This is a genomic window from Bradyrhizobium genosp. P (assembly GCF_049949265.1).
In the GTDB taxonomy this organism is placed as follows: Bacteria; Pseudomonadota; Alphaproteobacteria; order Rhizobiales; family Xanthobacteraceae; genus Bradyrhizobium.
Genome location: NZ_CP188195.1, coordinates 5,989,196 through 6,015,446, shown reverse-complemented (window position 1 = coordinate 6,015,446; position 26,251 = coordinate 5,989,196). Strand labels below are relative to the sequence as shown.

24 protein-coding genes and 1 pseudogene are annotated in these 26,251 nt (G+C 59.9%); 17 read left to right on the top strand and 8 right to left on the bottom strand.

The features are described from left to right. Positions 1-17: 17 nt before the first annotated feature. The 4 genes from ACP2YO_RS29185 to fdhD all read right to left on the bottom strand — a co-directional run bounded on the left by ACP2YO_RS29185 (position 18) and on the right by fdhD (position 5,030). On the bottom strand, positions 18-2,462 hold the full coding sequence (locus tag ACP2YO_RS29185) for an autotransporter domain-containing protein (protein WP_426434594.1): 2,445 nt from the start codon (positions 2,460-2,462) through the stop codon (positions 18-20). Between the two features lie 461 nt (positions 2,463-2,923). Continuing rightward, a complete protein-coding gene (locus tag ACP2YO_RS29180) occupies positions 2,924-3,124 on the bottom strand; it encodes a hypothetical protein (RefSeq protein WP_426434593.1) in 201 nt (66 codons plus the stop codon). Between the two features lie 387 nt (positions 3,125-3,511). Then, complete coding sequence (gene mobA, locus ACP2YO_RS29175; protein WP_426434592.1) at positions 3,512-4,078, bottom strand: molybdenum cofactor guanylyltransferase MobA; 567 nt, start codon at positions 4,076-4,078, stop codon at positions 3,512-3,514. Positions 4,079-4,139: 61 nt separating this feature from the next. After that, positions 4,140-5,030, bottom strand: a complete 891-nt coding sequence (gene fdhD, locus ACP2YO_RS29170; RefSeq protein ID WP_426434591.1) for a formate dehydrogenase accessory sulfurtransferase FdhD — start codon at positions 5,028-5,030, stop codon at positions 4,140-4,142. A gap of 93 nt (positions 5,031-5,123) precedes the next feature. Here fdhD and mobB point away from each other — a divergent pair, with 93 nt between their 5' ends. The 5 genes from mobB to fdhF all read left to right on the top strand — a co-directional run bounded on the left by mobB (position 5,124) and on the right by fdhF (position 11,795). Continuing rightward, complete coding sequence (mobB, locus tag ACP2YO_RS29165; protein WP_426434590.1) at positions 5,124-5,651, top strand: molybdopterin-guanine dinucleotide biosynthesis protein B; 528 nt, start codon at positions 5,124-5,126, stop codon at positions 5,649-5,651. Positions 5,652-5,657: 6 nt separating this feature from the next. Next, positions 5,658-6,914 (top strand): gephyrin-like molybdotransferase Glp, encoded by a 1,257-nt coding sequence (gene glp / locus ACP2YO_RS29160; RefSeq protein ID WP_426434589.1) that lies wholly within the window; start codon positions 5,658-5,660, stop codon positions 6,912-6,914. Between the two features lie 51 nt (positions 6,915-6,965). Then, entirely contained in the window at positions 6,966-7,214 is a 249-nt protein-coding gene (locus tag ACP2YO_RS29155) for a sulfurtransferase TusA family protein (protein ID WP_426434588.1), read from the top strand. 109 nt (positions 7,215-7,323) lie between these two features. Then, on the top strand, positions 7,324-9,033 hold the full coding sequence (locus tag ACP2YO_RS29150; RefSeq protein WP_426434587.1) for an NADH-ubiquinone oxidoreductase-F iron-sulfur binding region domain-containing protein: 1,710 nt from the start codon (positions 7,324-7,326) through the stop codon (positions 9,031-9,033). Continuing rightward, positions 9,030-11,795, top strand: a complete 2,766-nt coding sequence (fdhF, locus tag ACP2YO_RS29145) for a formate dehydrogenase subunit alpha (protein ID WP_426434586.1) — start codon at positions 9,030-9,032, stop codon at positions 11,793-11,795. Before ACP2YO_RS29150 ends, fdhF begins: the two co-directional genes overlap by 4 nt. Before the next feature lie 73 nt (positions 11,796-11,868). Here the strand turns inward: fdhF and ACP2YO_RS29140 are convergent, their stop codons facing one another. From ACP2YO_RS29140 to ACP2YO_RS29130, 3 genes are read right to left on the bottom strand one after another with little or no spacing between them, the layout of a single operon-like run. Beyond that, positions 11,869-12,402 (bottom strand): chromate transporter, encoded by a 534-nt coding sequence (locus ACP2YO_RS29140; protein WP_426434585.1) that lies wholly within the window; start codon positions 12,400-12,402, stop codon positions 11,869-11,871. Next, complete coding sequence (locus tag ACP2YO_RS29135; RefSeq protein ID WP_426434584.1) at positions 12,399-12,569, bottom strand: hypothetical protein; 171 nt, start codon at positions 12,567-12,569, stop codon at positions 12,399-12,401. Before ACP2YO_RS29135 ends, ACP2YO_RS29140 begins: the two co-directional genes overlap by 4 nt. After that, positions 12,566-12,937 carry a chromate transporter gene (locus ACP2YO_RS29130; protein WP_426434583.1) on the bottom strand — a complete coding sequence of 124 codons (372 nt, stop codon included), beginning with the start codon at positions 12,935-12,937 and terminating at the stop codon, positions 12,566-12,568. Before ACP2YO_RS29130 ends, ACP2YO_RS29135 begins: the two co-directional genes overlap by 4 nt. Before the next feature lie 385 nt (positions 12,938-13,322). Here ACP2YO_RS29130 and ACP2YO_RS29125 point away from each other — a divergent pair, with 385 nt between their 5' ends. From ACP2YO_RS29125 to ACP2YO_RS29070, 12 genes are all read left to right on the top strand, one after another. Next, positions 13,323-13,532 carry a formate dehydrogenase gene (locus ACP2YO_RS29125; protein ID WP_426434582.1) on the top strand — a complete coding sequence of 70 codons (210 nt, stop codon included), beginning with the start codon at positions 13,323-13,325 and terminating at the stop codon, positions 13,530-13,532. Between the two features lie 68 nt (positions 13,533-13,600). Next, positions 13,601-16,498 (top strand): formate dehydrogenase subunit alpha, encoded by a 2,898-nt coding sequence (locus tag ACP2YO_RS29120; RefSeq protein WP_426443341.1) that lies wholly within the window; start codon positions 13,601-13,603, stop codon positions 16,496-16,498. Between the two features lie 12 nt (positions 16,499-16,510). Continuing rightward, entirely contained in the window at positions 16,511-17,113 is a 603-nt protein-coding gene (fdh3B, locus tag ACP2YO_RS29115; protein WP_426434581.1) for a formate dehydrogenase FDH3 subunit beta, read from the top strand. Between the two features lie 47 nt (positions 17,114-17,160). Next, entirely contained in the window at positions 17,161-18,174 is a 1,014-nt protein-coding gene (locus ACP2YO_RS29110; protein ID WP_426443340.1) for a formate dehydrogenase subunit gamma, read from the top strand. 45 nt (positions 18,175-18,219) lie between these two features. After that, a complete protein-coding gene (locus tag ACP2YO_RS29105; protein ID WP_426434580.1) occupies positions 18,220-19,446 on the top strand; it encodes an oxalate decarboxylase family bicupin in 1,227 nt (408 codons plus the stop codon). Between the two features lie 98 nt (positions 19,447-19,544). Then, positions 19,545-21,338 carry a 4Fe-4S binding protein gene (locus ACP2YO_RS29100; RefSeq protein ID WP_426434579.1) on the top strand — a complete coding sequence of 598 codons (1,794 nt, stop codon included), beginning with the start codon at positions 19,545-19,547 and terminating at the stop codon, positions 21,336-21,338. Then, a complete protein-coding gene (locus ACP2YO_RS29095) occupies positions 21,335-21,871 on the top strand; it encodes a DUF6505 family protein (RefSeq protein WP_426434578.1) in 537 nt (178 codons plus the stop codon). The genes ACP2YO_RS29100 and ACP2YO_RS29095 overlap by 4 nt, the downstream gene beginning before the upstream one ends. Further along, entirely contained in the window at positions 21,868-22,872 is a 1,005-nt protein-coding gene (locus ACP2YO_RS29090; protein ID WP_426434577.1) for a DUF6352 family protein, read from the top strand. Before ACP2YO_RS29095 ends, ACP2YO_RS29090 begins: the two co-directional genes overlap by 4 nt. Next, positions 22,869-23,372, top strand: coding sequence for a DUF3305 domain-containing protein (locus ACP2YO_RS29085; protein ID WP_426434576.1), 504 nt, complete (start codon positions 22,869-22,871; stop codon positions 23,370-23,372). The genes ACP2YO_RS29090 and ACP2YO_RS29085 overlap by 4 nt, the downstream gene beginning before the upstream one ends. After that, positions 23,369-24,007, top strand: coding sequence for a DUF3306 domain-containing protein (locus tag ACP2YO_RS29080; RefSeq protein WP_426434575.1), 639 nt, complete (start codon positions 23,369-23,371; stop codon positions 24,005-24,007). The genes ACP2YO_RS29085 and ACP2YO_RS29080 overlap by 4 nt, the downstream gene beginning before the upstream one ends. Positions 24,008-24,041: 34 nt before the next feature. Then, positions 24,042-24,683 (top strand): TorD/DmsD family molecular chaperone, encoded by a 642-nt coding sequence (locus ACP2YO_RS29075; protein WP_426434574.1) that lies wholly within the window; start codon positions 24,042-24,044, stop codon positions 24,681-24,683. Positions 24,684-24,932: 249 nt separating this feature from the next. Continuing rightward, complete coding sequence (locus ACP2YO_RS29070) at positions 24,933-25,145, top strand: hypothetical protein (RefSeq protein ID WP_426434573.1); 213 nt, start codon at positions 24,933-24,935, stop codon at positions 25,143-25,145. 122 nt (positions 25,146-25,267) lie between these two features. Here ACP2YO_RS29070 and ACP2YO_RS29065 read toward each other — a convergent pair. Next, positions 25,268-26,176: pseudogene (locus tag ACP2YO_RS29065) on the bottom strand (IS5 family transposase); the annotation flags it as partial. Between the last annotated feature and the right edge of the window lie 75 nt (positions 26,177-26,251).

Below are 26,251 nucleotides of genomic sequence, written 5' to 3'. Positions count from 1 at the left end.
GGGCGTTGTCGTACCGCTTACCAGGCGTAGCGAAGCGTGCCTGAGGCGGCGTAGATCTGCGCGCCGGAGGCAAACTCGCCGTCGAACTTGGCGAGCACTGACCAGTGCGGCGTAAGGAACAGTTGCGCGCTGGCACTGGCGAGCGCCGAGTTGTGCGGGATTGGCGCGCCGGTCACGGTGAAGCTCGACCCGGGCAGCGACTCGAACGACGCATTGAGCGCCGGGTTGCTGACCCAGTCATGCGCCCACGCCACTTTCGCGCGCAGAACGAGCGGCATCGCGTTCACAGTTGTCAGATCGTCGAAGCGGCCGCCCAATTCGCTGCGCGTATCGGTGCCGTTCATGGCGTCATAGGACAGGCCGGAGCCGCCGGCGGTCACATCGGTCTCGCTGTAGGACGGCGTGCGGAAATCTTGCACCTGGATCGCCGCATAGGGCGTGATGCCAATGGTCTCGTAAGCAACCGGGACGGCAAAGCGGTAGCCGCCTTCGAGCCTTGCGGCGTAGCTCTGGCCCTGGAAGCTCGCATTAAGCGGCTCGCCCAAAGCAGTACGGCTGGTGGTGAACCAGTTGTTGGCAAAGGAGAGCGCGCCTGCAAGGTAGGCCGGGCCCTGATGGGTGATGCCATAGACGCCGGCCAGGAACGCGTCGCTCCTGCCGCCGCCGAGTCCTTGCGCCAAATTCCAATTGGTGCCGCCGCCGGCGAGCGAAAAGCCCACGACGCTATTGGGCGAGTAGCGATAATCCATTCCGGCCGCGTAGCCGAAGGTACTCGTCCTCACGTTGTTCGAGCCGACGGCGGGATTGCCGTTGGCCGTGCCGCTACCGCCGAAGCCCGCCCCCCATGCGGTCCAGCGTTGCTCAAACGTTGGAATGGGCGCCTTGAACACCGCGCGGGGCGCCTTGTACACCATCCCAGGCGGCGGACTGACCTGCTGCTGGGGCGCAAAGCCGGAGGTGGCCAAATGCGGGTCGAGCATCAGGCTCAGGAACTCGTTCGTCAGCGTGAACGCGCTGCGCTCGGCCCCGGTCGCGTTCTCGCCATCGATTCGCGTCAGCGCGTTGGCGAGATTGGCCCCTGTGAGATTGAACAGGTTGCTAAAGCCGGTCGGCAGCGTAGCGCCGGAGTTGAAGAAATTGTTGATCGCAGTGGCGACGCTCCGCTGGTTGACGTTGATTGCCGTGTTGGCGCCGAGTGCGGCAGTGAGGTTCAGGAACACATCGTCGGCATTATAACTCAGGCTGTCGGTGAAATTGGGAAGCAGGTTGGTGTTGGCGAGGCTCGAAAACGTCGTGCCACCGAGGCCTGCCGACTGCAGGATCAAATATTGTTTGGCCACAGGCGCGCCGGGAGCGAACGCGGCATTCATCGTGCCGTCCAGCTTCGCCGAGCCATTGATTATCAATTGATCGGCTTGAGACGGTTGTGGCCCAGCGATACCAATACCCAAGATGCCGTTGGCCCCTTGCTGATAGTTACCGTTTATCGTCAGCGTACCGGGCGTGCCATTGGGGCCTGTTGGGATCACAACGCCATTGTTGGTGAGCGTCGGAGTCGTGATCGTGCCATTCCCCGTGATCGCTCCATTCGGACCCACGAGTGTACCACCATTGGCAGTGACTGTCCCACCATCCGCAATATCGAGCACACCGGAGCCCTGCGGCCCGACCACCAACGTTCCGGTGTCATTTAACTGTGAACCGGCACCATCTACCGTAACGTTACCGCTGGAACCGGGTTCCTCGCCAATAATGGCGCCTCCAATGTTTACCTTTCCGCCGTCAATAATATCCAGTGTTCCGGAGCCGTTACCGCCAATGACGGCGGTTCCTGAGTCCGTCAAGGTAGATCGCGGTCCCTCGACCCCTATTGTATCAGTCGAGCCTCGACCACCACCCAGGTTAACTGGCGTTGCAGGATTGATGTCCGTACCCGAGATATCCACGTAAGAGGTGGCGATCGTATGGTTATCTGACTCAAAGCCAGTGCCACTTCCTAAGTTTGAAAGGACGATTCGATTGAACGCTAAATTCGGATTGGACGGATCAGCAAAGAAATTGATAAAGGCATATGGTTCGCCTGAGTTCGCGCCGTTATTTGGGTTGCCATAAAAAGCGTTTTTGTTGGCTGATCCGTTGATGAAATTCACGACATCCGATGTTCTGAAGGTCTCCACCAGGGTGTTGCCTGAATAGAACTGTAGCACGTTGTTCGGGTCGCCCGCAGACCACCACATGCCAAAATATCGTTGTGGAGTCCCGAAGGTGAGTGTCGTGGGATTAGAAGCCGGATTGATACTTTGGTTGACGGTCAGGTAAGTCCCCGTGCCCCCTGCGCCACCAAACGCATCTGCACTTCGGATCTGCCCATGGCCATAACTTCCCAGCGCGGAATTTTGTGCGAACGGGAAGGAACTTGACTGGAATCCGGGAGAAAACTCGTTAAAGGTCTCTTGGAACACACTGGTCGCACCAAATCCGCTCGGATTTGTGAAAAGGGAGGATTGCTGGACTCGAGGTTGTTCGAGTGTCACCAAAACACTTTGGGCACATGCAGTACGCGCTGTCGCCAGCAAGGCCATGCACATCAGCAAGGCTAGGCACACAAGAGTGCGAGCTAATCGCTGATCACCTAGCAAATCTGTAGCAATCTCAGAGAAGCCAGCGAGTCCTTCCATGTCCCACGGTCCCTTTATTATTTTTTGGTATTGTTATTCACACTTAGCCCTGCATCAACGCGATAATTGCTTGTCGAGCGAATAAACCCCATTGATGTGGCAATCGTGTCACGGAACAACTGGTGAAGTTCAGTCGATCGCGAACACACTGCGGCGGTTCGACGGCAGCGGTTGATGCTGGCTGTTCATGCTGGCCCAGACCAGCGCGACGATCCAGCCGAGCACGGTCCAGCCGAGAAAGAAGTTCAGTACCGCGATCGCGTTCTTGTCGCGATGATGGCCGGGAGAAAATACAGCGCCAGCGGGATCAGCAGCAGCGCGCGGATCACCCATAGCAACAAGTAGGCCAGCACGAACTCGGCGCCGGCCTTGATGTCGGCCATCATGCCCGACATCAACAGCATCGCGATCGTCAATCCAACAAGCACACCGGCGACGGTGATCATCTGCCGCTTGTAATCCTCTCGGTTTGAAATCAGGGGAAAGCCTAAATAGATGGTTGCGCCACTAGAGGCACCACGTTCCCGGTCGGCGGATGCAAAATCCGGTCGACCAGATCGGCCAGCTTCTGCAGCGCCTCGGCCTTCTCATTCTCATAGTCGTAATGGTCGTAGACCCCTCGACCCCTTTGATGGTGTGGCCGAGCACCTGCTCTGCATGATCCTGTCGAACCGGCGGACGCGCTGGTTATCCTCCACAGTAAGCCGGTCGTGCTACGCTTTGTCGCCTATGTCATGTCAGAGGAGGGGCAGGCGGCCTTACGCAATTATGGCTTCGAACCGGTGGCGACCGTCGCGCCAGCTAAACCTTGAAGCAATCCGCGACGCCGGACTTCACCGTCGGGGGCGTGCTTGCCCAATATCCAAGCTCGCCAACCGTTCCGCTTCGGCGATGTCGGCCGTCGTGTTGGCATTGAAGAAAGGATCGAGCGGCTGGGCCGGCCATGTCACGGTTGCTAGCTTGTAACGCGCGGTCCAGCGGTCGATCTTTCTTATGCCTTCCTGCACTAGCGCATGGCGGAGTTCCTCGCGCAGGGACACGCTCCATAGTCCAATCACCGGGTGCGACTGCCCGTCCGACGCAGCGACGGCTAGCTGCGCATTTTCTTTCATCAGTGCATCGGTTAAGCGCGTAACCAAATCGTTCGGCAGGAACGGGCAATCTGCGGCTGCGCTGAGCACCAGCGAGTACCCGGGACGATTAGCAGCGACCCAATCCAGCGCCGCTAGAATGCCCGCAAGCGGCCCTGGATGATCCTGCACCGTATCCGGAATGACCGGCAATCCGAAGCTCGCAAAGCGTGCGGGATCGCCGTTGGCGTTAAGAATGAGCTCTTCGCACTGCGGCTTCAACCGCACGATGACGCGCTCAAGAATCGTGCGGCCGCCGATCTGGCGCATCGGCTTATCACCTCCGCCCATCCGGCGCGCGAGCCCGCCGGCGAGCAGCACGCCGATCGGTCTAATCGTCACGGCGTTCGCCCTTGCGTTTATGACGTGCAGATTCTTCTTCGATGAAGGCCAGATTTTGATCGTAGATGATCCGCTCCGCGCCGGAGAGCGCGATGAAGCGCTTTCCGCGCGCACGTCCGACCAGCGTCAAGCCGACTTGCCTCGCTAGGTCGACGCCCCAGGCAGTGAAGCCTGAACGCGAAACCAGGATCGGAATGCCCATCCGGACGGTCTTGATCACCATCTCGGAGGTCAACCGTCCCGTGGTGTAGAGAATCTTGTCGCTGGGATCGACACCATGGCGATAGATCCAGCCGGCGATCTTGTCGACTGCGTTGTGGCGGCCGACGTCTTCGGTGTAACAGACCGGTGTCCCTTCCCTACAGAGCACGCAGCCGTGAATCGCTCCGGCCTCCAGATATAGCGACGGCATCGTGTTGATCGTGTGCGTCATCTGGTACAGCCAGGATGTGCGCATCTCCGCTTTCGGAAGCGCGACGTTTTCTACCGCTTCCAGCAGGTCGCCGAAGGCGGTACCCTGCGCGCAACCCGAGGTCTGCGTGCGTTTCCTCAGCTTGGCTTCGAAGTTGGTGTGATGTTCGGTACGCACGACCACGACCTGTAGATCGTCGTCGTATTCGACCTCGGTGACGGCGTCCCCGTATTTGAGCATGTTCTGGTTGAGAAGATAGCCAAGCGCGAGGTACTCCGGGTAGTCCCCGATCGTCATCATGGTGACGATCTCCTGCGCATTCAAATACAGCGTCAGCGGCCGTTCGACCGGAACGTTGATCTCGACTGCGGCGCCGGTCTGGTCGGTCCCCGCGACGCGTTCGGTCAGCCAGGGATCTCCGGGATTAGGCACGATAAGGGGAATTGGGGCTTTTTCGATCTTCATCATGCCGGGAGGTTAGCATGACAATCCGGTTTAGCGGATATAAAGCACGGCTTGACAACGTCAGCCCGGTTCCCCGGGGCGTTTCCGGAGCGTGCGATGAAGGTAATAGGCCTCTCGGGATGGAGCGGCGCCGGCAAGACCACCTTGCTGTCGAAGGTGATTCCCAATCTGCTCGACCAAGGGCTCCGCGTATCCATCGTCAAGCACGCCCATCACGATTTCGATATCGACAAGCCCGGTAAGGATTCTTGGGTGCATCGCCAGTCTGGCGCGACCGAGGTGCTGGTGTCCTCGACGCAACGCTGGGCGCTGATGCACGAGTTGCGGGGCGCCGGCGAACCCAGTCTGCCGGAATTGTTGGCGAAGATGTCTCGGGTCGATCTCGTCATCGTCGAAGGCTTTAAACGCGAGCCGCTTCGCAAGATCGAGGTGCACCGTGTCGCCAATGGTAAGCCGCTGCTGTTCCACGACGACCCCGATATCGTCGGCGTCGCGACCGACGCCCGGATTGAGGCATCGCTGCCGGTCGTCAACCTCGACGACGTCGAGGCTATCGCTATCATGCTACGGCGCTTCGCGGTCCCATTCGACCGGGCGTTGACGAAAAGCGCGGACGAGGGTTGAAACCAGATGGCGCAATTATCAGACGATTGCTTTGCCTTTGGCGGACCGATGATGTCGGTCGATGAGGCTATCGGCATCATCGCAGCCCGTGTCACGCCCGTGCGGGATATCGAGACCGTGGCTCTCACTCAGGCCGATGGACGAGTGCTTGCCGGCGACGTTTCCGCGCCGCTGCCCCTGCCGCCGTTCACAAATTCCGCAGTCGACGGTTATGCGGTGGCGAGCCGAGATCTTACCCAGGGCGAACTCCGGTTTTTCACCGTGAACGGCCGCATTCAGGCGGGCGCGACGGGCGGCGAACCGCTGAGGCCGGGGGAGGTGGTGCGGATCTTCACCGGCGCACCAATGCCTCAGGGCGCCGATACAGTATTCATGCAGGAAGACGTCCGAATCGAGACCGACGGCAGGGTCGTGCTGCCGCCGGGACTGAGGGCAGGCGCCAACGTACGCCCTGTCGGTGAAGACGTTCCCGTTGGGCATGCTGCGTTGGCTGCGGGCCAGCGCTTGCGGCCGCAGGATGTCGCGCTCGCGGCTGCGTTTGGGCTCACGCGACTGGATGTCGTCAGGCGCCTCCGCGTCGCGGTGTTTTCCACCGGCGATGAGCTGGTGTCGCCGGGCGACTGTCGTGGCTCGGCACAACTTTTCGATTCCAATCGCTTCATGTTGATGGCGATGCTGACGCGGCTGGGTTGCGACGTCAACGATCTCGGGATCATCGGGGACGACCGCACGTCGTTGGCGGATGCGCTAAAAAAGGTTGCCGCGGGCCACGATCTGATCCTGACCACAGGCGGTGTGTCCACCGGCGAGGAAGACCACGTCAAGGCGGCTGTCGAAAGCGTCGGCAAGCTTGTTCTGTGGCGGATGGCGATCAAGCCCGGTCGCCCGGTCGCGATGGGTGTCATTGGCGGCACGCCCTTCGTCGGACTGCCGGGTAATCCGGTGGCGAGTTTCGTCACTTTCGTGCATGTGGTGCGGCCCACCGTGCTGGCGCTGTCCGGCGCTCGACAGCAACCGCTTATTGCGATGCCAGTTCACGCCGGTTTCACCTACAAGAAGAAGATTGCCCGCCGCGAATATGTCCGGGTCAATCTACGCAAGAGCGGGGACGGCCTGCTCCAGGCGGTCAAGTTTCCCCGTGAGGGAGCCGGTCTACTGTCATCGCTGGTAGACACTGATGGCTTGGTCGAGCTCGGTGAGGAAATAACGAGGGTCGAACCCGGCCAGATCGTCGGGTTTCTGAGCTATGCGAGTTTGATCTGACTGGGGCCGGTAGCCGTTGACGGTGCGGGCGAGGTTGGCCATGTTCTGACCATGGCCACGACCAAGCTCGATCTCTCTGGACTGAAGTGTCCTTTGCCGGCTCTAAAAACCCGCAAGGCGCTCAAGTCGGTGCCGCCGGGCGATTTCCTGGAAGTGCTCTGCACCGATCCTCTCTCGGTGATCGATATCCCGCACCTGATCCGGGAGACCGGCGACAAAGTTGAGATCAAGGAACGTGCCGAAAGCCGCATCGTTTTCTTGATTGAGAAAAGCCAATCGATCGATCGAGGAATCGAATGATCCTTCTGCCGGAGCGCGCCGCTAAATGCTTACTGGCGTAGTACAATTTGCTTTGCATCTGGCATGCCACGGTTTAGAGTTGCTTTAAATAGAATGTGATGATCACACGATGGCTCATGACGTGCACAAAGTGCGCTCCTTCGAGCACCCCGGCGAGGGGCGCAAACGCGCGAAGTCGACGCCAAAAGGACGCCAGGTCGATCCGACTGCAGCGGGTGAAATCGAGCTCTTGTTGGGTGACCGGGCGCGACGCCGCGATTTGCTCATCGAGCATCTTCACCTGATCCAAGACAAATATCATCAGATCTCCGCCGCACATCTTGCCGCGCTCGCCGACGAGATGAAGCTTTCCTTCGCGGAGGTGTTCGAGACTGCGACCTTTTATGCGCATTTCGATGTGGTGAAGGAAGGCGAGCCGGACATCGCTCCGCTCACCATTCGCGTCTGCGATTCGCTCACCTGCGCCATGCTGGGCGCGGAAAAGCTGCTGCATGAGTTGGAGGATAAGGCGGGGGCCGGCATTCGCGTGGTGCGCGCGCCCTGCGTCGGCCGCTGCGATACCGCGCCTGCGGCCGAGGTCGGCCATCACTTTGTCGATCATGCCACCGTCGCTGACGTACTCGCGGCGGCGAAAGCCGGCGACACTCATGCGCACCTGCCGAAATATGTCGACTACGACGCCTATGTCGCCGGCGGCGGCTACAAGCTGGTGACGCACTTGCGCTCCGGCGAACTCGCAAAAGAAGATCTCCTGAAGTCGCTCGACGACGCCTCCTTGCGCGGCCTTGGCGGCGCCGGCTTTCCTACGGGGCGCAAATGGCGCGCGGTGCTCGGCGAGCCCGGGCCCCGGCTGATGGTGATCAACGGCGACGAGGGCGAGCCCGGCACCTTCAAGGACCGCTTCTATCTCGAAAGCGATCCGCATCGCTTTATCGAAGGTATGCTAATCGGCGCGTATATAGTGGAAGCGCCTGACATCTACATCTACATTCGCGACGAATATCCGGCGGCGCGCGCAATTCTGGAACGCGAGATCGCAAAGCTCCCGCCGGGTGGTCCGACATTGCACATGCGTCGCGGGGCCGGCGCCTATATCTGCGGCGAGGAATCCTCACTGCTGGAAAGCATCGAAGGCAAGCGCGGATTGCCTCGCCACAAGCCGCCTTATCCGTTCCAGGTCGGATTGTTTGGATTGCCGACGCTGATCAATAATATCGAGACGCTGTGGTGGGTGCGCGATATCGTCGAAAACGGCGCCGCCTGGTGGTCATTCCAGGGCCGCAACGAACGTCACGGCCTGCGCAGTTATTCGGTATCGGGCCGCATCAAAAATCCCGGCGTGAAGCTCGCACCCGCCGGCGTCACCGTGCGCGAACTGATCGACGAGTTCTGCGGCGGCATGGCCGATGGCCACGCCTTCCATGCCTATCTGCCGGGCGGCGCATCCGGCGGCATTTTGCCGGCGGCGATGGACAACATCCCGCTCGATTTCGGCACGCTCGAGAAATATGGCTGCTTCATCGGCTCGGCCGCTGTTGTCATCTTGTCCGAGCAGGACAGCGTGAAGGGTGCGGCGCTGAACCTGATGCGCTTCTTCGAGGACGAGAGTTGCGGCCAGTGCACGCCCTGCCGGGTCGGCACCCAGAAGGCGACGATCCTGATGGAACGGCCGGTCTGGAACCGGGAATTGCTCGACGAATTGAGTCAGGCGATGCGCGACGCGTCGATCTGCGGCCTTGGCCAGGCGGCCTCGAATCCGTTGACCTCCGTGATTAAATATTTCCCGGACGAATTCCTGCCCAAGGAAGCTGCGGAATGACCAAAATCCAGTTCGAACTCGACGGCCAGCAGGTCGAGGCCAACGCGGGCGAGACCATCTGGCAGGTGGCCAAGCGCCAGGGCCGCGAGATTCCGCATCTGTGTTATTCGCCCGAGCCGGATTACCGGCCCGACGGCAATTGCCGCGCCTGCATGGTCGAGATCGAGGGCGAGCGCGTGCTGGCGGCGTCCTGCAAGCGCACACCGAGCGTTGGCATGAAGGTCAAATCCGAAAGCGCGCGCGCGGTGGCGGCGCAGAAGATGGTGATGGAGTTGCTGGTCGCCGACCAGCCGGCGCGGGCGACCTCGCACGATCCCGATTCCAAATTCTGGCACTGGGCCGAAAAGATTGAGGTGACCGAGAGCCGCTTCCCGGCGGCCGAACGCTGGCGTGGCGATAACAGCCATCCCGCGATGCGCGTCAATCTCGATTCCTGCATCCAGTGCGGCCTGTGCGTACGCGCCTGCCGCGAGGTGCAGGTCAACGACGTCATCGGCATGGCCTATCGCAACCACGGCGCCAAGATCGTGTTCGACTTCGACGATCCGATGGGCGAGTCCACCTGCGTCGCTTGCGGCGAATGCGTGCAGGCCTGTCCGACCGGCGCGCTGATGCCGTCGGTGATGCTGGACGAGAACCAGACCCGCGTCATCTATCCCGACAAGAAGGTTGACTCGCTGTGCCCCTATTGCGGTGTCGGCTGTCAAGTCACCTATCAGGTCAAGGACGAAAAGGTGATCTATGCCGAGGGCCGCGACGGCCCGGCCAATCACAATCGGCTCTGCGTCAAGGGTCGTTTCGGCTTCGACTACATCCATCACCCCAATCGACTGACAAAGCCGCTGGTGCGGTTGCCGAATGTGAGGAAGGACGCCTACGACCAGGTCGATCCGGCGAATCCCTACACCCATTTCCGCGAAGCCTCGTGGGAAGAAGCGCTCGACATCGCCGCCAACGGCCTGAAGAAGATTCGCGATGAAAAAGGTGCCAAGGCCTTGGCCGGCTTCGGCTCGGCCAAGGGCTCCAACGAAGAGGCTTATCTGTTCCAGAAGCTGGTGCGAACCGGGTTCGGTTCCAACAACGTCGACCATTGCACGCGGCTCTGCCATGCCTCATCGGTGGCGGCGCTGTTCGAGGGCCTGAGCTCTGGTGCGGTGTCGGCACCGTTCTCGGCGGCGATGGACGCCGAAGTCATCATCGTGATCGGTGCCAATCCGACGATCAACCATCCGGTGGCGGCGACCTACATCAAGAACGCCGCCAAGCGCGGCGCCAAGCTGATCGTGATGGACCCTCGGCGGCAGACGCTGTCGCGCCATGCCATCAAACATCTCGCGTTTAAGCCCGGCAGCGACGTCGCGATGCTGAACGCGATGATCCACACCATCATCACCGAGGGGTTGACCGACGAGCAATATATCGCCGGCTATACCGAGGGCTATGAGGATCTGAAGGCCAAGATCACGGAGTTCACGCCGGAGAAGATGTCGCCGATCTGCGGCATTCCGCCGGAAATCCTGCGCGAGGTCGCTCGCACCTATGCGCGCGCCAAATCCTCCATCATCTTTTGGGGCATGGGCATTAGCCAGCATGTGCACGGCACCGACAATGCGCGCTGCCTGATTGCGCTTGCGCTGATCACCGGCCAGGTTGGCCGCCCCGGCACCGGGCTGCATCCGCTACGCGGCCAGAACAACGTGCAGGGCGCTTCCGACGCCGGTCTGATCCCGATGTTCCTGCCCGACTATCAGCCGGTCGGCCGCGACGACATGCGTGGCGCCTTTGAGAAGCTCTGGCAAAAAGAGCTCGATCCGGTTCGCGGCCTTACCGTGGTCGAGATCATGAACGCGATCCACGCGGGCGAGATATCGGGCATGTATGTCGAGGGTGAGAACCCGGCAATGTCGGATCCCGACCTGCAACATGCACGCGAGGCGCTGGCCAAGCTCGACCATCTTGTGGTGCAGGATCTGTTCGTGACCGAGACTGCGTTCCACGCCGACGTTATCCTGCCTGCCTCGGCGTTCGCGGAAAAATCCGGCTCCTTCACCAACACCGACCGCCGCGTGCAATTGGCGCGCGAGGTGATCAAGCCGCCCGGCGACGCCCGCCAGGATCTCTGGATCATTCAGGAGATCGGCAAACGCATGGGTCTGCCCTGGAACTATTCCGGGCCCGGGGACGTCTACGCCGAGATGGCGCAATTGATGCCGTCGCTCAACAACATCAGTTGGGAACGATTGGTGCGCGAGGGCGCCGTGACCTATCCGGCCGACGATCCCAACAAGCCCGGCAACGAGATCATCTTCACCACGGGCTTTCCGACCGAGAGCGGCCGCGGCAAGATCGTGCCAGCCAAGGTCATTCCGCCGGATGAATTGCCCGACGACGAATATCCGATGGTGCTGTCGACGGGGCGCGTGCTCGAACATTGGCACACCGGGTCAATGACGCGGCGTGCGCATGTGCTCGACCAGATCGAGCCGGAGGCGGTCGCTTTCATGTCGCCCAAGGACATGCGCAAGAAGAAACTTGCGCCCGGCGATTTCATCCGGATGGAGACGCGACGCGGCGCGGTCGACGTCAAGCTGCGCGCCGATCGGGATGTTCCGGAGAGCATGGTGTTCATGCCGTTCTGCTATGCGGAAGCCGCCGCCAACCTGCTGACGAATCCGGCGCTCGATCCATTTGGCAAGATTCCGGAATTCAAGTTCTGCGCCGTTCGCGTCGAACGTGCCGAGATCCAACACGCGGCGGAATAGTATTGACGCTGCGCGCCGCAGCCTGACCTTCGACGCTTGCCGCTTTCTGGCCCGATGGCGAAAGTGGCCAAGATCAGAGGTAGGCCGCTAGTCCGGCTTCGGAGATCGTAAAAGAGACGGCCGCGGCACCGAGGATCATCCACAGCGTGTCGATCTTTGTCGTCAACAGCAGCACGAAGCACACCACCGCGATTCCCCACGTGACGGAGCTCGTCAGGCCGTCGCGGCCTAGCGGCATCGCGGACGCCAGCAGGAGGCCGGCACTTGCGATCACGACGGCCTGCAGGACGGATCGCACTCGGGGATGGTCCATCCGCCGCCCAACGAAGTGAATCAGCGGGATAATAAGCAGCGCCGGCGTGATCATGGTGAGCCAGCCTGCGACCGGTCCCGGCAAGCCGGTTGCGCGGTAGCCGACGCTGACTATGTAGAGCCCGACGGGTCCAGGCGAGCTGCGGGTGATGACTACCGCCTCGTTAAGCTGCTCGTTCGTGAGCACGTGATGGTGATTGACCAGCAATTCCTGGATCACCGGCAAGGACGCCAAGCCAGCGAACGCTGTAAGCGTTCCCTTCAGGAGGAGCAGATACAGCAGCAAAATGTTCATAACGGCACCGGCAGCAGGACGCCAACGCCGATGGCGATCAAAAGAACATCAATCGGCGAGATGCCGGCCGCGGCATGAAAAGCGAACGCTGCTACGCCGATCAGCAGGACACGGATACGGTTTCCGGACCGGAAATGCGGGTGAGCGATAGTCCAGACGGTCTTCACCGCGACGGCGGCAGCGATGGCGCCCTTATCGCTGCCTGAGCGAACGGATTCTCCTGCCATTCAGCAAACAGGATGATGACCGCTACCACGAACACAGTGCAAGGAATTGATGCCGCAAAAATAGCGACGATCGCGCCGGACCAACGCCGCAGCATCCAGCCGATGCCGACGCAGAAGACGAGGAGGTTGGTTCCCGGCGTCAGTCGCGCAAGCGCGTAAGACAGCGCGAACTGTTCCTCGTTCACCCAACGCCGCCTGGCGACGATTTCGCCGTGGATCACGGCCGTCGTAGCGCTCCCGCCGCCGAGCGTGAAGTTGGCATAGCGCGAGAATACGCTGCCAATCTGCTTGAGGCTGGGCTGGCTCATGAAGGGCACACCGGTAACGCGCTCGGAAGCGCTAGAGACCAGAATGATGCCCGTGATCCGTCGTGCCGGTGCGTTGCACGACCCGCTTACGACGGACCGTGGGGGTCGATCAACGTTACCAAAAGCGAACCGAATGTCTGGGGCCAGAACGGTCGGAGTAGCTCCAAAAGGACAATGGACTAACCTATGACGAACCGTGCTGGTCAGCGAGACTTTCGCTGAATTGCTTCCAAATAGGGCCACTTCGCGCCAATCGCGGATAATCGATGATGTTTCTTGGTTGAAGTCTCGGTATTGGCCCAATATGCTTACTTGTCTCGGACCCATATAAACTCTGAAATTGGCTTCGGTCTTGTCTTCGATTAAGCGGGAAAGGGCGCCCTACATGAAGGGATTTCTCCTGAGCACCGTGCGGCGCCGCGATTTGCTTCGCGCTACGATCGCTGGCACCGCAGCCGTGGGAACCGAGGTGCTGCCTTTTGAGGCCGTCGCGGCCGAGCCGAGTGACACCGCTAATAAGCGCAAGGCTCGTTATCGGGCAAGCTCTGCTGAAGTTGAAAACTTCTATCGAGTAAACCGATATCCTGCGAAATAAGGGAGGCGTTCGTGTCGTTCAGGAAATCGGATCGCCAAAGACCATCGGGAACACGGGTTGGCACGCCGATCGCACGATCCAGCAACAGCGTCGATCGTCGTACCTTTCTGAACCGCGCCGGAATCACTGCCGGTGCACTGGCGGTGCTTGGCGATCTACCGCTCGGCGGTGTCCGCAAGGCTGAAGCGGGCCCGCCTCCGACCGAGGGCGCCGCGACAACCACACGAAAGAATATTTGCACTCATTGCTCGGTCGGTTGTTCGGTGATTGCCAAGGTTTCGAACGGCGTTTGGATCGGTCAGGAGCCAGACTACGACAGCCCGATCAACCGGGGATCGCATTGCTGCAAAGGCGCCGCGGTTCGCGATGATGCGTTGAACGAACGGCGGCTGCGTTATCCGGTGAAGCTTGTGAATGGCCAGTGGGTACGGCTCACCTGGGAAAAGGCGATCGACGAAATTGGCGACAAGCTGCTGGAAATCCGCCAGAAGTCCGGACCGGATTCGGTCTATTGGCTCGGATCTGCAAAATTCACCAACGAGGCCGCGTATCTGAACCGCAAGCTTGCCGCGTTTTGGGGGACGAACAACTCCGACCACCAGGCGCGCATCTGCCATTCCACCACTGTCACCGGGGTCGCCAATACCTGGGGCTACGGTGCGATGACGAACAGCTACAACGATATCCGTAACGCCAAGACCATCATGGTGATGGGTGGAAATCCCGCCGAGGCACATCCGGTTTCTCTTCAGCACATCCTTGAAGGCAAAGAGCTCAACCGGGCCAACATGATCGTGATCGATCCGCGCATGACCCGGACGGCCGCGCACGCGACGGAATATGTTCGCGTGCGGCCGGGCACCCACATCGCGACCATATACGGGATGCTGTGGCATATTTTTGAGAACGGCTGGGAAGACAAGGAATTTCTGAACCAACGTGTTTACGGTGTCGACGAAGTTCGTAAGCAGGTGGCGAAATGGACGCCAGCAGAGGTCGAGCGCGTCACCGGCCTGCCTGAAGCGCAGGTCAAACATATCGCTGAGGTTTTCGCCAAAGAAAAGCCTGCGACGCTGGTCTGGGCGATGGGGCAAACTCAGTTCACGACCGGCACGGCTAACGTCCGAGCCAGCTGCATTTTGTTGTTGGCAACAGGCAATGTGGGACTTGCTGGCGGCGGCGCTAATATTTTCCGCGGCCATACTAACGTCCAGGGCGCAACTGACCTGGGCCTCGATGTGACGTCGCTGCCTCTCTATTACGGTCTAACCCAGGACGCGTGGCATCACTGGTGCAGGGTGTGGGAAGTAGACTACGACTGGATCGCCGCGCGTTTCGCAAGCAAGACGCTAATGGAAGCTCCCGGTATTCCAAGCACGCGCTGGTTTGACGCGACCTTGCTCCCCAAGGATCACGTAACGCAGCCTGATAACGTGCAGGCGATGTTCGTCATGGGTCATGGCGTTAACACGATTACCCGGATGCCGGAGGCAAAGCGAGGAATCGAAAAGCTCGAAATGCTTGTCGTGTGTGATCCCTATCCGACCGCATGGTCGGTGCTCTCGGAACGCAAGGACGGCATCTATCTCTTGCCGGCCTGTACCAGCTTCGAGATGGATGGTTCACGGACGAATTCAAACCGCTCGATACAATGGGGCGAGAAGATCGTCGAGCCGGTCTTTGAATCGAAGAACGACTACGACACCATGTACATGCTCGCCACGAAGTTCGGCTTCGCCGATCGTATGTTCAAGAACATCAAGGTCGATAACGGCGTGGTGTCCGCGGAAGATATTCTTCGGGAGATCAATCGCGGCGGGTGGTCCACGGGCTATTGCGGGCAATCCCCGGAGCGGCTCAAGGCTCACATGAGGAACCAGTCGAAGTTTGATCTGGTCACCCTGCGTGCGCCAAAGGACGATCCGGAGGTGGGCGGGGATTATTATGGTTTGCCGTGGCCATGCTGGGGAACGCCCGAATTCAAGCACCCTGGCACGCCTATCCTCTACAACACCAACCTGTCGGTCAAAGAAGGCGGCGGCACGTTCCGTGCCCGTTTCGGCGTCGAACGCATCGTCAAGCGCAAGGTGATGGAGAACGGCCAGGAAGTCGAAAAGGAACAACACGACAACCTGCTTGCCGAAGGTTCGTATTCGGTCGATTCCGAAATCAAGGATGGATATCCGGAATTTACGCTCGCCGTTCTGAAGAAACTGGGCTGGGACAAGGATCTAACGACCCAGGAAATGGAAGTTATTCAGCGAGTGAATCCAGCCAATCCGGATGCGGTCTCCTGGTCGATCGATCTGTCGGGCGGAATTCAACGCGTTGCGATCGAGCATGGCTGCTCGCCTTATGGCAACGCCAAGGCGCGCATGATTGCCTGGAATTTGCCGGATCCAATTCCGGTGCATCGCGAACCAATCTATACGCCGCGACCGGATCTCGTCGCGGACTATCCAACATTACCCGATGCGAGGCAGTTCCGTGTGCCCAACATCGGTTTTACCGTGCAGAAAGCAGCCGTCGATAGAGGTATAGCCAAGCAGTTTCCGCTGATCCTGAGCTCGGGCAGGCTTGTTGAATATGAGGGCGGCGGCGAAGAGACGCGCTCCAATAAATGGCTGGCCGAGCTGAAGCAGGACATGTTCGTCGAAATCAATCCGGCGGATGCTGGCGCCCGGGGGATCAAGGACGGTGGCTGGGTTTGGGTCACGGGTGCGGAGAACAGTTCAAAGACCCGCATGAAAGCGATCGTGACGGAACGGGTAGGCAAGGGCGTTGCCTGGATGCCATTTCATTTCGCGGGCTGGTTCGAAGGCGCTGATTTGCGTGCCAAATATCCCAAGGGGGCCGATCCCATCGTTCTTGGCGAGAGTGTCAACACACTCACGACCTACGGATACGATCCTGCGACGGGTATGCAGGAACCAAAGGCCACGCTTTGTCAGATCAGGTCGGCATAGGAAGTCAAACTCATGGCACGGATGAAATTCCTTTGTGACGCAGATCGCTGTATCGATTGCAACGCGTGCGTTACCACTTGCAAGAACGAGAATGAGGTTCCCTGGGGCATCAATCGCCGCCGCGTCGTCACGATTAATGACGGCAAACCCGGCGAGCGCTCGGTGTCGATGGCCTGTATGCATTGTACCGATGCCCCCTGCGCAGCGGTGTGTCCGGTGAAATGCATTTATCCGACGGAAGACGGCATCGTGCTGCATAACAAGGATCTGTGCATCGGGTGCGGCTATTGCTTTTATGCCTGTCCGTTCGGCGCGCCGCAGTATCCGAAGGTCGGCAATTTCGGCTCCCGTGGAAAAATGGACAAATGCACCTACTGCGCCGGTGGCGGCGGCCCCGAAGCGCCGGGAAGCGCCGAAGAGTTCGAGAAATACGGCTCGGATCGTTTTGGTCAGGGCAAGTTGCCGATGTGTGCGGAGATGTGCTCGACCAAGTCGCTGCTGGCTGGCGATGGCGACATCATTGCTCAGATCTACAAGGAACGTGTGTTGAAGCGCGGTTACGGTTCCGGCGCATGGGGCTGGATGACAGCCTATCATGAGGACGTAGAAGTCTAGCGGAGTGCGGGGTGAAGTAACCCAAGTTGCCAGGGAGCATGATCGTTATGTTTTGTCTTGCACGCCTCCGCCTCCTGGTCGTCGGTGCGGCGCTATTTTCCATTATCGTAGCGGCTCCCGTGTTTTCGCAAAAGCTCGGTCCGGATGGGGCTCCTGATCCCGACGCTAGCGTCATCGATCAGAGTACCCTGCTGAAGCAGTTTCCCCGCATTGAAGGTCGGGTCGATATTCCCGATACCAAGGCAGCCGTGTTGATTCAGCCGATGGGGCGAACCTGGGAATATATCCACGAGGTGCTACTCCACTGGGGCGGCGCGGTCGTCATCATCGGCACCATCGTGCTCTTGGCCGCCGCCTATCTGATCCTGGGACGAATCCGGATTGCCGCAGGCCGGTCCGGTCGGAAGGTGGTCCGCTTCAAGGCTTTCGAGAGATTTTCCCATTGGCTGACCGCCACTTCGTTTGTTCTTCTCGGGCTGACCGGGCTCAATATCACCTTTGGCAAGATCGTATTGTTGCCCGTGATCGGTCCTGAGGCTTTCTCGGAGATCTCGCAGGTTGCGAAGTACGTGCACAATTTCTCCAGCTTCGCATTCGTCTCCGGTCTGATCCTGATCGTAGTGCTCTTCTTCAGGGACAATTTGCCTCAGAAGGTAGACATCGAGTGGATCAAGCAGGGAGGCGGGTTCATCAAATCGAAACATGCGCCAGCCGGGCGTTTCAATCCCGGCGAGAAAGCGGTCTATTGGCTCTCTCTCTTCGCTGGTATCGCCGTATCGGCGTCCGGCTTCCTGCTGCTGTTTCCCTTTTACGGGATCAACATCGCGGAAATGCAACTCGCGCAGGTCGTGCATGCCGTCGTCGCCATTCTGTTCGTGGCACTGATCCTCGCCCACATTTATATCGGCACGCTTGGTATGGAAGGCGCGTTCGAGGCTATGGGAACGGGAGAGGTCGATCTCAACTGGGCAAAAGAACATCACGATCTTTGGTTGGCGCAGAAACTTGCAGAAGAGTCTCGGTACGAAGGAGGGCACGCTTCGGCGACTCCTGCGGAGTGAAGATCGTCCTCCGTGGTGCGATTCAACATTCAAAGGAGCAACCACATGGATGATATTTCCCGACGTGCCGTCCTGGCTGCGACCGCCGCCGGCGGTGCCCTTGCGGTCGCTAGCGCCGCCAGTGCGCAGAGCGGCGAGCCTATCCCCCAACCTCAGCGTCCTGGCCACGGCGGCACCGATCCTGGCCCGCGAAACTTGACGCGCGACCGGCAGAACCCCGATTTGCTCGTGCCACCCTCGACCGATCACGGCACGTTGCCCAATTTGCGGTTCTCTTTTTCCGACGCTCACATCCGGCAAGAGTCCGGCGGCTGGACCCGACAGGTCACCGTCCGGGAGCTCGGCGTTGCCAAGAACATCGCCGGGGTAAACATGCGCCTGAATGCCGGAGGCGTTCGCGAACTCCATTGGCATAAGGCGGCCGAGTGGGCCTACATGCTTTACGGCACCGCGCGCATCACCGCGATCGATGCTCAGGGAAACAACTTTGTCGATGACGTGGGCGTCGGCGATCTCTGGTATTTTCCGTCAGGCGTTCCGCATTCGATCCAGGGCTTAAATCCGGATGGTTGCGAGTTCCTTCTCGTCTTCGATGATGGCGATTTCGATGAAGACAATACCTTCCTCCTGAGCGACTGGTTCAAGCACACGCCGAAGGAGGTCCTCGCGATGAATTTTGGCGTTCCGACTGCTGCCTTCGGCCACGTCCCGGACCCCAGTGAGCTCTATATTTTTGCCAGTGATGCGCCGGGACCGCTCGCTTCCGACAAAATGGCTGGAGCGAAACCGGTGCCACAAACCTTCAGTCACAGAATGTTGGCGCAGGAGCCTATCAAGACCAAAAGCGGGACGGTGCGTATCACCGACACCAGCGTATTCCCGGCGTCCAAGACAATCTCCGCGGCCCTTGTCGAGGTCGAGCCGGGCGGCATGCGTGAGATGCATTGGCATCCGAACACTGATGAGTGGCAGTATTATATCGACGGGCAGGCCCGAATGGGGGTATTCGCGGCCTCAGGACAAGCGCGCACCTTCGACTTTATGGCCAGCGACGTTGGATACGTACCCTTCGCAATGGGGCACTATGTTGAAAACACCGGTACCACATCGCTGCGCTTCCTGGAGGTGTTCAAGAGTAGTTATTATGCCGACGTCTCTCTGGACCAGTGGCTGGCGCTGACGCCGCCCGAACTGGTCCAAGCGCACCTGAAGCTGGACCCGCAGACCCTGGCCGCGTTCCGCAAAGAAAAGGTACCTGTGGTTCCTGGCTGATCTCAAGAACAACCGTGTCCGCGCGTTGGGCGCGGTCGATTTTCTCCAGACGACCCGAAAGGCAATCAAGAACAATGCGAGGCGCCCCGCTGGACACAATGGACACCAACATCGGCGAAACCGATGGGCCTGCGGATGAAGCCCTGGCCTCCGGACCACGGGCGGCGGCGTTGCGGGCCGCGGCCTCCGTGCCGATGCCGGATGTGCCGTTTGTGTCGGTCGAGAGCGGTGGCGTTATCCTGATCTACGGCCGCAATGAGGTAGCCATCGAAGCTGGCAATCTTCTAAAAGACTATCTCAATGTCACAGTCCTGATCGCGCCGTCCGCCGTTGACGTTACCGCCGAGACAACCGACTTCCCTGTGGCTCGGGGAAAAATCAGAAACGCAAGGGGATATTTCGGAACCTTCGATGTCACCGTCGACGGGTTCGCACTGCCGATACCCTCGGCGAGCGATACATTGGCGTTCGGCGTTGCGCGCGACGGCGCGCAATCGCATTGCGACATCATTCTCGATCTTTCCGGTGGACCGCCGCTATTTATCTCGACCGATCTGCGCGACGGCTATTTGCGCGTCGATCCAGGAAGCCGTCCTGCGATTCTGGAAGCGGTCGAAAAGGCACGCGATCTCAAGGGTAGCTTTGAAAAGCCGACCTACATTGCGTTCGATTCGTCGTTATGCGCGCATTCGCGATCGGGGATTGTCGGCTGCACGCGCTGCCTCGACCTTTGTCCGGCGGGCGCCATCACATCCGCGGGACCCCATGTAGCAATCGATCCGAATATTTGTGCCGGCTGCGGTCAATGCGCGGCGGCCTGTCCGACCGGCGCGGCCTCCTACGCGATGCCGCCGGCGGATGCGCTGATGCAGAGGCTACGCTCACTGCTGCTGGCCTATCGCGAAGCGGGTGGAGAACATCCCATTGTACTGGTTCACGACGACGCGCATGGTGCAGCGCTGGTCGAGGCCGTGGCGCAGTTCGGCGATGGTTTGCCGGCGCGCGTGCTGCCATTCGCTGTCAACGAAATCACCCAGGTGGGGCTTGAGACTGTAGCTGCCGCGTTCGCCTATGGTACCTCGGCCGTGCGTTTCTTGATGCGGGGCAGGCCTCGCCACGATGTGTCCGGATTGAGGCAGACCCTCGGGTTGGCAGAGCCGATCCTGGCGGGCCTCGGCTTTGACTTTATTCGGGTCGCGACAATCGAAACCGACGACCCCGAGATGCTCGGCGCCGCGTTGAGCAAGATATCGCCGATGCCTGCTGCTCCGCGACCTGCGAGCTTCAAGGCTACCGGCCGCAAGCGCGATGTACTGTACTTCGCACTGGGCGAACTTTATCGAGCGGCGCCTGATCCGGTCGAGATTATTGCTCTCCCAAAGGGCGCCCCGTTTGGCTCGGTTGAGGTAGAGACCGGCGGTTGCACGCTCTGCCTCGCCTGTGTCTCGGCCTGCCCGACCGGTGCGCTGCGTGACGATCCGGATCGACCGCGTCTTCGATTCGTCGAGAGCGCCTGCGTGCAGTGCGGCTTGTGTCAGGCCACTTGTCCTGAAAGCGTCATCACCCTGAAGCCCCAAATCGATTTCCGTGCCGGCACCGCTCCAGCCCGCGTCTTGAAGGAAGAGGAACCATTCTGCTGTATTGCGTGCAATAAGCCGTTTGGCGTCAAGAGCACGATCGAACGTGTTGTTGCGAAACTGGAAGGCCACCACTGGATGTACCCGGGCTCATCGCCACGGGTGGATCTCATCAAAATGTGTGAGAATTGTCGTGTCGCTGCGGTCTCGGAAGAAAACTTTGATCCCTATGGCGGTCCCGGTCGGTCGGTTCGGACCACCGACGATTATCTGCGCGAACGCGATGAGACAGATAAGCGGAGGCCAGGGACGTGAAACTGCTGCGGACCATTCAATTCGATCTTTCGGATACATTTGTGTTCGAATGTGCGGCGTTGCCCGGTGAATGGGCTGTGTCGGGCGCCTTCGCATTCCTGAACGAGAACATTCCCGCGTTGCAGGGCAAAGCTCGGACTGCATTTCGAGCAGGCTTTCTGGGGCTTCGATCGCTCGGGCGTTCAACGCTGGTCCAGATCGTCGATGCAGACGAGCAAGATCGAGTGACGGCGGTCGAGATACTCGCGGAACAACTCGTCTCGCGATTTGATGCGCCTGATGTCGCGATGGCGCGCGCTGCCGCTGAAGAGGAAATTGGTTTCACGGCCTCGTTGTGCGATCATCCCGTCGGCGTTGTCATTGCAGTCACGCGTACTTTGGACGGCGGGTCAATTCGCGAGACGTTCCGTACGCTACGGCCGGCCGCTCAAGTGCCGTCACGTGCATTCAGTTTTGTCGAATTGGTCGGAGAAGACGGGTCACCGAATGAACAACTCAATCTCGCGGACCTGGGGAAGGCGGCGCGCATATGACCGGGACACGCGACTTCTGGTTCAGTTGCGGGCATCATTTGCTTGATCGCGACGCGGGTGGAAGGCTGTTGGTCACAGATGAATTTCTGAAAGCATACCTGGCTCGCCCCGAACTCGTACCACCGCTTGAGGCTTGCCCGGCGGAGTGCCGACTCCATCGCGCTTTGCTGAACAGTCCGCGGGTGAAGGTGACCCCAGGGCAGATTGGCGAAATCGCCGACCCCGATGCGCGCGAGAATTGGGAAACGATGGTGGCGTGGCGTGACCATCTCACGCGTCATCGGACGCTTGAAGCGGCTTATCTCGAGATCGTCCGGAGCAATATCAAATTCCCTCCGATCTTTATTAGCCATCTGGTCCAGGTGATTTTGCGAAATGCGCTGAATGATTGTACTGACGCATTTATCCTTCGGGCTGCAGAGATGTTCTTTCGGCCGCAGAAGCTGATGATGCAAGAAGAAGCGATTATTGCAATCGATCAAGAGACCGAGGCGTCGCTTGGACGAAAGCCCCAATCGCCACTCGTTGCGTTGCTGGGATTGAACGCGACTACCGAAATCGACACGCTTAATGACGCAACGGCCCAAAGCTACTGGCAGCGCAGCGACCGCTTCGATATGGCCCTCGACCTTACGGCCGGGGGCCGTGGATTCGCCGCGCTCGGAGACGTTACCGTTCGCTGGATATCGCATTTGCTTGCGGTGGATGTCGCGATTGAACCATTAAAAGCAGCGCACGACGTATCGCTCACCTGGTACGTTGGGCTCGATGCCGAGGCGACCCGCATTGGAGACGCAATTTGGAACGAAAGCGACATCGACGAAGGGAATCTAATTGGCCTCTATCGGCTGACGTTCCGAGATCCGTCGAATGTGATCGAAAAGGTCAAGGGCGAACCAGTGTATCTGCTTGCCGCGGTGGCGGCTGACGAGGTTTTGCGATTAAAGCCACAAAACCTCATCGTTGGCCTGCCGCTTGTCTCGGGGGAGTATGCGAATTGAGGTCGACCGCGCTCGTACGCATTCCGGTAGGTGTCGTTGTCGAACGGCGCCGGGCGAGAAGTGCATGGGTTGAGTTCCTGTGGCGGCCTGTTGCGGTGCTCTGCGGGAGCCCTTCAGCAGAGCCTTGGACCCCACTCGACACACAGACCGAAAGCGCGTTGTTCTACGCCGGAGATGCCGTAATCGAATTGCATCGGACCGAGACGACCTATTACCGCGACAATCTGGCGTCTGGAACGCCCCAATTGTGGGTGGCGTTAGGCCCGACCGGATCGGAGCCGCCTTATGCACTTCTTGCAGTGACTGCTGATCCGGCTGAGGGAGAGGCTTTTACCGAAGCCGGCAGCAATCTTGTCGAGGCTGTGTCGATGCCGTCCGACATCATAGAGATCGTCGGGCAATTCGTTGCCAGAAACCATGTCGAGCGGCCGTTCGTCAAACGCCGACGCCAGCCGGCCGAAACCGGAAATCGCGAAGGCGGTTCGGAGGACGAGGCATGACTTCACCCGAAGGTTTCGTTTCGCGCTGGGCACGGATAAAGCACGAGGCAGCTTCCGAGCGCGGCAAGGCAGCCGAGGCGAAGGATATTCCGCTTGGCTCGGTTTCGCCGTCTGATCCAGCGTATCACTCGGATGGTGAGGCCGGCGATGGGGTATGCGATCTGTCGCAACTGCCGCCGATCGAATCGATCATGGCCAATACCGATATCCGCGTGTTTCTGCAGACTAAAGTTCCCGCCGAATTGACACGGGCGGCCCTGCGCCAGGCTTGGGCCAGCGATCCGGCAATTCGCGATTTCGTCGGAATCGCTGAAAATCAGTGGGACTTCAATGATCCCAATTCCATACCGGGGTTTGGCGCACTGCACGAAACCGACGACGTACCTGCTCTTCTGCAGCAAGCACTGGGCAGATTTGAGAAGTTGGCCGAGACACCTTCGGAAGCGCGTGTGGTTGTCGAAAACGCGCAGCCGGCCGAAATCAGCGACGCGACCGGTAGCCTCGATCGGCCGGACGTTCTGGGCCAATCGGACGAGGGCGGTGCCGACGAGACGGTGACCGCCGCCGATCGGGTCGTAGAAGAAATTAGCCCTCTAGCCGAGGGCCGTACTCACGGCGGAGCGCTACCACGGTAGCAGAACCGAATATCGAGCAAGACGATCGATCTTGATGGCATCGAACGTCGCAGGTGGATACGAGCGGATGCAACATCCTCTTTCCGACCATGTGTCCGGGCGCGCCGTCGATGAGATCGATCGCGCCCGCGCGCGCGAGTATGCGTTGCTGGCGACCTTGCTCGCCCGCAGTCCCGATCCACAGATGATAAAACGTCTCGCGCTACTTCGTGGCGACGCCAGCCCGCTTGGAACGGCTCATGCCGCGCTCGGAGCGGCTGCAGGCCGCGCGAGCGAAGAGAGCGCGGGACGCGAGTATTTCAATCTGTTTGTTGGGCTTGGCCGCGGCCAGCTTTCACCTTATGCGTCCCACTATCTGACGGGCTCGCTATACTCTCGTCCACTCGCGCGGGTGCGAGAGTCGCTTCAACATCTCGGCATCGAACCGGTACAGGGATCTGAGCCCGAGGATCACGTCGCAATTCTTTGTGAAGTAATGGCTGGCCTTATCGACGGAAGCCTCGCCGGACCAGCAGGCATCGATCGAGACTTCTTCCAGAAACATCTAGCGGCATGGGCAAAGCGTTTTTTTGTCGATCTGGAAGAGGTTGAATCGGCCGATTTTTACCGATCGGTAGGCTCGCTTGGCCGAGTTATGATGGATATTGAGACTGAAGCCTATTCCTTGCCCATCTAGGCACGGAACAAACAAGGAGATACAATGCGCGCGTTCATAGCTGCATGTTTCGTAGCGGCCTTGGTTGCGGCGGGGGCTGCCGCCGTGCTTGATCATTTCGTCCAACAGCCAGTGTCGGTTGCCTTCGCGGAACCCAGCGCACGGCTTTAGCTGATCCTGCGGTGCGTCGACATTGCAGCGCAGTAAGGCTGTCGTTTGAACCTTATGGCCGTGCGTATGACCCATTCATGGCTGCAAACGGAGGCTCCGATGAAGCGTCTGACCATTCCTGCACTCGCGATTGTCGTGTTGGCGGCCGCCGCCATCATGCTCCGATCCCCGTCGGCTCCGGTCAACATATCAGCAGGAACGGCCGCGATGCCGTCCCTCCTAGAACTTCATAACATGGCCGGGGTCGACAAATTGCCTGCGCAGGAAATGGAAGATCAGTCGCTGGTGTATTCCGCGCAGCAAAAACGCTGAGCTCGGGGCGGCAGGCGAGTCAGGCGCCAGCTATCGTGCGGGTTCGGCTTTCACGACCACCAAGCGACTGCTTTGGGCACAGGCATGCGCCTGTCGGGACTGCAGCGATAGTTCATCGTCCGTTAAGAAACCGAATTAAGCGGAGAGCGGTCGCTGGCGGCAGCGATGAGGGTGGTCAGGATCAGGCACCAAAGAGCCCTTAGCCAGGCGATGATGCGGCGGAAGTTGTGGCCGACGGCTGAGAGGATGACGTTAGCCGCATCGCCGGCGCGGCCTTTGAGGTAGCAGCGGCCGAGGTGACCATCGGTCTTCAGGTGTCCGATGATGGGTTCGATGGCGGAGCGGCGGCGCAGCTCGCGCTTGATGACACCGAAGACGCCGCGCTTCTGGCCAGAGATGAAGATTCGGCGGGGATTTTGTGCGTTGTGACCGCGGTATCCCTTGTCGACATAGGCCCGCTCGATCGCGCAGCCGGTGAGTGTCTCGGTGCGGTCAATGACGTCCTGCAAGGTATGACCGTCGTACGGGTTATCGGGTAGCGCCGTGGCGTGCAGCACGAACAGGCCCCCAGGAGCCAGGCGGTTGTTGGTGACGATGGAGGCTTTGACGCCGAACTCGTAAGGCGCGGCTGCTTTGCCCTTGCCGATGCACTCCACCTCCGGGGCGTGGAAGGAATAGAGCTTCCAGCCGCGCTGGCGTTGCTGCTGCGAGCGGATCTGCGAAGCCCGGCTGAGCGGGAGGGCGAACGCGTTCTCGATCACAGCCTGACCTTCGATCTTGCGGCGGAGATCGCGGATGATCCGGCCCAGCCGGCTACGCAGGATGCGCAACTGCCGCTGATGCCGTTTGAATTGCTTGGCATGGGCGTAGCGCCCCGCCATCATTGCCGCGGTCTTGGCAATGCGAAGGTAGGACTGCCGCAGCTTGACCCCGTGCTTCCTCGCCAGGCGGTTGAGCCCCTTGATCGCCGCGTGCAGCAGCTTGGCATCGGTCGGGAAGGTGATCGCCTTCGGCTGCACGGTGGTATGTGCGCCATGACGGCGCGAAGAAGGAGGTTGAATATGTAGACCATCTTTCGAGCAGCCTTGCTGCGCAAGAGATGAGGG